Origin of the sequence: Bifidobacterium sp. B4081 (genome assembly GCF_026537335.1) — a bacterium.
GTDB lineage: Bacteria > Actinomycetota > Actinomycetes > Actinomycetales > Bifidobacteriaceae > Bombiscardovia.
Window position 1 is genome coordinate 1,748 of the sequence record NZ_JAFNMM010000008.1, and the last position, 3,850, is coordinate 5,597.

Genomic DNA, 3,850 nt, shown 5'->3' on the forward strand with positions numbered 1-3,850 from the left:
GGGGGGGGAGCCGTCTAAGGTGAGGTCCGCGATTGGGACTAAGTCGTAACAAGGTAGCCGTACCGGAAGGTGCGGCTGGATCACCTCCTTTCTACGGAGATTATGAAATTCCTCTGCGTGGTCTGCGTGGGGGTCGTGCCTGCGGGCCGGCCGGTCGGCCGGCTGGCGTGGGCGTGCTGGCGTGGAACGGTCGGAGGGCTGTGGCATGGATGCGCTGTTGGGTTCCCGGACCGCCACCCTTGTGGGTGGTGTTCCCGCCGCCCGTCGGTTCCCGTGTGGGGTGTTGCCCCGTGTCGGGTGTCGTCGGTGCGCTGGTGGTTTGAGAACTGGATAGTGGACGCGAGCGGATGGCCGGCTTTCCGGCTGGCTGTCTGCTGTATTGTTTCGTCCGGGCCCACTTGGTGGGTTCGGGTCGATCGTTTTGTGATCGTTTAGTGTGATGATTTGTCGTCTGGCAGTTCGCAGTTGTTGTTGTCGTGGCATGGCCTGTGGTCGTGTTGTCGGCAAGGGCGCATGGTGGATGCCTTGGCAGACAGGACCGATGAAGGACGCGTGGGGCCGCGATAGGCCTCGGGGAGCCGCCGACAGGGCTTTGATCCGAGGGTGTCCGAATGGGGTAACCCGCCGGCCGTGATGGGCCGGCACCGCATTCGTGCGGGGGGTACGCAGGGAAGTGAAACATCTCAGTACCTGCAGGAAAGGATATTCCGTGAGTAGTGGCGAGCGAAAGCGGATGATGGCCAAACCGGTGCCGTGCAAGACCCGTCGGGGGTTGCGGCATGGGTGTTGTGGGACTTGGCGTCCGGGCTCCGACGGGCCCGGCGGCAGTGATAAAGCGGCGTGTGAGGCGAACGGGATTGAATTCCCGGCCGTAGAGGGTGATGGCCCCGTAGCCGAAGGCGCGCCGCCTGCCGGTTCTTGTTCCCAAGTAGCGCGGGACTCGTGGAATCCCGTGTGAATCCGCCCCGACCGTGGGGTAAGCCTGAATATTCCTGTCTGACCGATAGCGTACGAGTACCGTGAGGGAAAGGTGAAAAGCACCCCGGGAGGGGAGTGAAAGAGTTTCTGAAACCGTGTGCCTACAATCCGTCGGAGCCTTTCGGGGTGACGGCGTGCCTATCGAAAAATGAGTCTGCGAGTCAGTGGTGCGTGGCGAGGCTAACCCGTGTGGGGCAGCCGTAGCGAAAGCGAGTCCGATAAGGGCGTTCCAGTCGCGTGTCCTGGACCCGAAGCGGGATGATCTAGCCCTGGGCAGGTTGAAGCGCGGGTAAGACCGCGTGGAGGACCGAACGGACCTGGGTTGAAAACCGGGCCGATGACCTGGGGCTAGGGGTGAAAGGCCAATCAAATTCCGTGATAGCTGGTTCTCTCCGAAATGCATTTCGGTGCAGCGTCGCGTGAGTGCCTCCATGGGGTAGAGCTACTGGATGCTTGAGGGCCCGTATCGGGTACCGACAGCAGCCAAACTCCGAATACGTGCGAGGTGTATCGCGGCAGTGAGTCGGCGGGGGATAAGCTCCGTCGTCGAGAGGGAGACAGCCCAGATCGTCGTCTAAGGTCCCTAAGCGCGTGCTAAGTGGGAAAGGATGTGGAGTCGCATAGACAGCCAGGAGGTTGGCTCAGAAGCAGCCATCCTTGAAAGAGTGCGTAACAGCTCACTGGTCTAGTGGTTCCGCGCCGATAATGTAGCGGGGCTCAAGCACGCCACCGAAGACGCGGCAGCGCAGTTTGCTGTGCTGGGTAGGAGAGCGTTCCGCGTGGGGCGAAGCGGCGGCGTGAGCCGGCCGTGGACCGCGTGGAAGTGAGAATGCAGACATGAGTAGCGAGAGGCGGGTGAGAATCCCGCCCGCTGGATGACCAAGGGTTCCGGGGCCACGTTCGTCGTCCCCGGGTGAGTCGGGTCCTAAGGCGAGGCCGACAGGCGTAGTCGAATGGATGAAGGAGTCGATATTCTCCTACCGGCGTCAAGCCGTCCAATCCAAGACGTGGAAGCATGCCCTTACTTGTGTCGGGTGGCGGTCTTCGGACCGTCCGATGATGCGGGACCGGCGTGTGGATGCGTGGCGGGTAGCGCAGGAGTGACACGGAACGGGAGCCGGGCCGCGGTGGTGGTTATCCGTGGTCAAGCATGCGGCGCGTCGGGCAGGCAAATCCGCCCGGCATGAGCGCGAGGTGTGATGATGGGGGGTCTTGTGCCCCGAATCCGGTGTGCCGTTCCGTCGAGAAAAGCTTCGGCGTGAGGAGTGGCGCCGCCCGTACCCTAAACCGACACTGGTGGTCAGGTAGAGTATACCAAAGCGATCGAGCGAATCCTGGTCAAGGAACTCGGCAAATCACTCCCGTGCCTTCGGTATAAGGGAGGCCCCTGCCGGTGAGGCGCTTCGCGCGCGGAGCCGGTGGGGGCGGCACAGACCAGGGGGTAGCGACTGTTTACCAAAAACACAGGTGCATGCGAAGACGTAAGTCGCTGTATATGCACTGACGCCTGCCCGGTGCCGGAAGGTTAAGAGGATCCGTCATCCCTCTTCGGAGGGGGCAGCGGTGAATTCAAGCCCCGGTAAACGGCGGTGGTAACTATAACCATCCTAAGGTAGCGAAATTCCTTGTCGGGTAAGTTCCGACCTGCACGAATGGCGTAACGACTTCCCCACTGTCTCGACCAGGAGCTCGGCGAAATTGCAGTACGAGTAAAGATGCTCGTTAAGCGCAGAAGGACGAAAAGACCCCGGGACCTTTACTATACCTTGGTATTGGCGTTAGGTGCGGACTGTGTAGCATAGGCGGGAGGCTTCGAAGCGGGTGCGCCAGCATCCGTGGAGCCGGAATGTGAAATACCGCTCTGTCCTCATCTGGCCTCTAACCTCGGCCGGTCATCCCGGCCAGGGACAGTGCCTGGCGGGTAGTTTAACTGGGGCGGTTGCCTCCCAAAGAGTAACGGAGGCGCCCAAGGGTTCCCTCAGCCCGGTTGGCAATCGGGTGTTGAGTGCAATCGCACAAGGGAGCTTGACTGCGAGACCGACGGGTCGAGCAGGGACGAAAGTCGGAGATAGTGATCCGGTGCCGGCGTACGGACGCGGCATCGCTCAACGGATAAAAGGTACCCCGGGGATAACAGGCTGATCATCCCCAAGAGTCCATATCGACGGGATGGTTTGGCACCTCGATGTCGGCTCGTCGCATCCTGGGGCTGGAGCAGGTCCCAAGGGTTCGGCCGTTCGCCGATTAAAGCGGCACGCGAGCTGGGTTCAGAACGTCGTGAGACAGTTTGGTCTCTATCCTCTGCGCTCGTTGGAATCTTGAGGAGCCCTGCCCATAGTACGAGAGGACCTGGGTGGACGAACCTCTGGTATGCCGGTTGTCGCGCCAGCGGCACGGCCGGTTGGCTACGTTCGGATGGGATAACCGCTGAAAGCATCTAAGCGGGAAGCCCCCTCCAAGATAAGGATTCCATGAAGCCTTCGGGCTTCTGTAGACCCCATGCAGAACACATGGTCGATAGACCGGACGTGGACACCCCGCAAGGGGCGCAGCCGACCGGCACTAATGGTCGAAGACAACACAACACCCGCCCTCATGGAAGGGCGGCGGCATCAACCCTACTGCGTACACGGCCTGCGGCAATAGCACGGACAGCCACAGGCGATCGAACACGAAACACGCGTCCGCCATCCGGTCCCCAAACCGCCAGGAAACCCCGCTCCCCTTCAAACAGGGAACGGCAGAACAGAAGACTCGCGGCGGTCATGGCCTGGGGGAGACGCCCGGTCCCATTCCGAACCCGGAAGCTAAGACCCAGCACGGCAATGGTACTGCACCCGGAAGAGTGTGGGAGAGTAGCACACCGCCGCCA

The 3,850-nt window shown here is 61.6% G+C and carries 3 rRNA genes (1 of these 3 only partly in view); all 3 read left to right on the forward strand.

Annotated elements, in window-relative coordinates:
* Positions 1–91 (forward strand): 16S ribosomal RNA (locus tag J3T92_RS09385) (it extends 1,541 nt beyond the left edge of the window).
* A gap of 402 nt (positions 92–493) precedes the next feature.
* Positions 494–3,563, forward strand: a 23S ribosomal RNA gene (locus J3T92_RS09390).
* 170 nt (positions 3,564–3,733) lie between these two features.
* Positions 3,734–3,850: ribosomal RNA gene (gene rrf / locus J3T92_RS09395) — 5S ribosomal RNA — on the forward strand.
* Together the 16S, 23S and 5S rRNA genes form the textbook arrangement of a ribosomal RNA operon.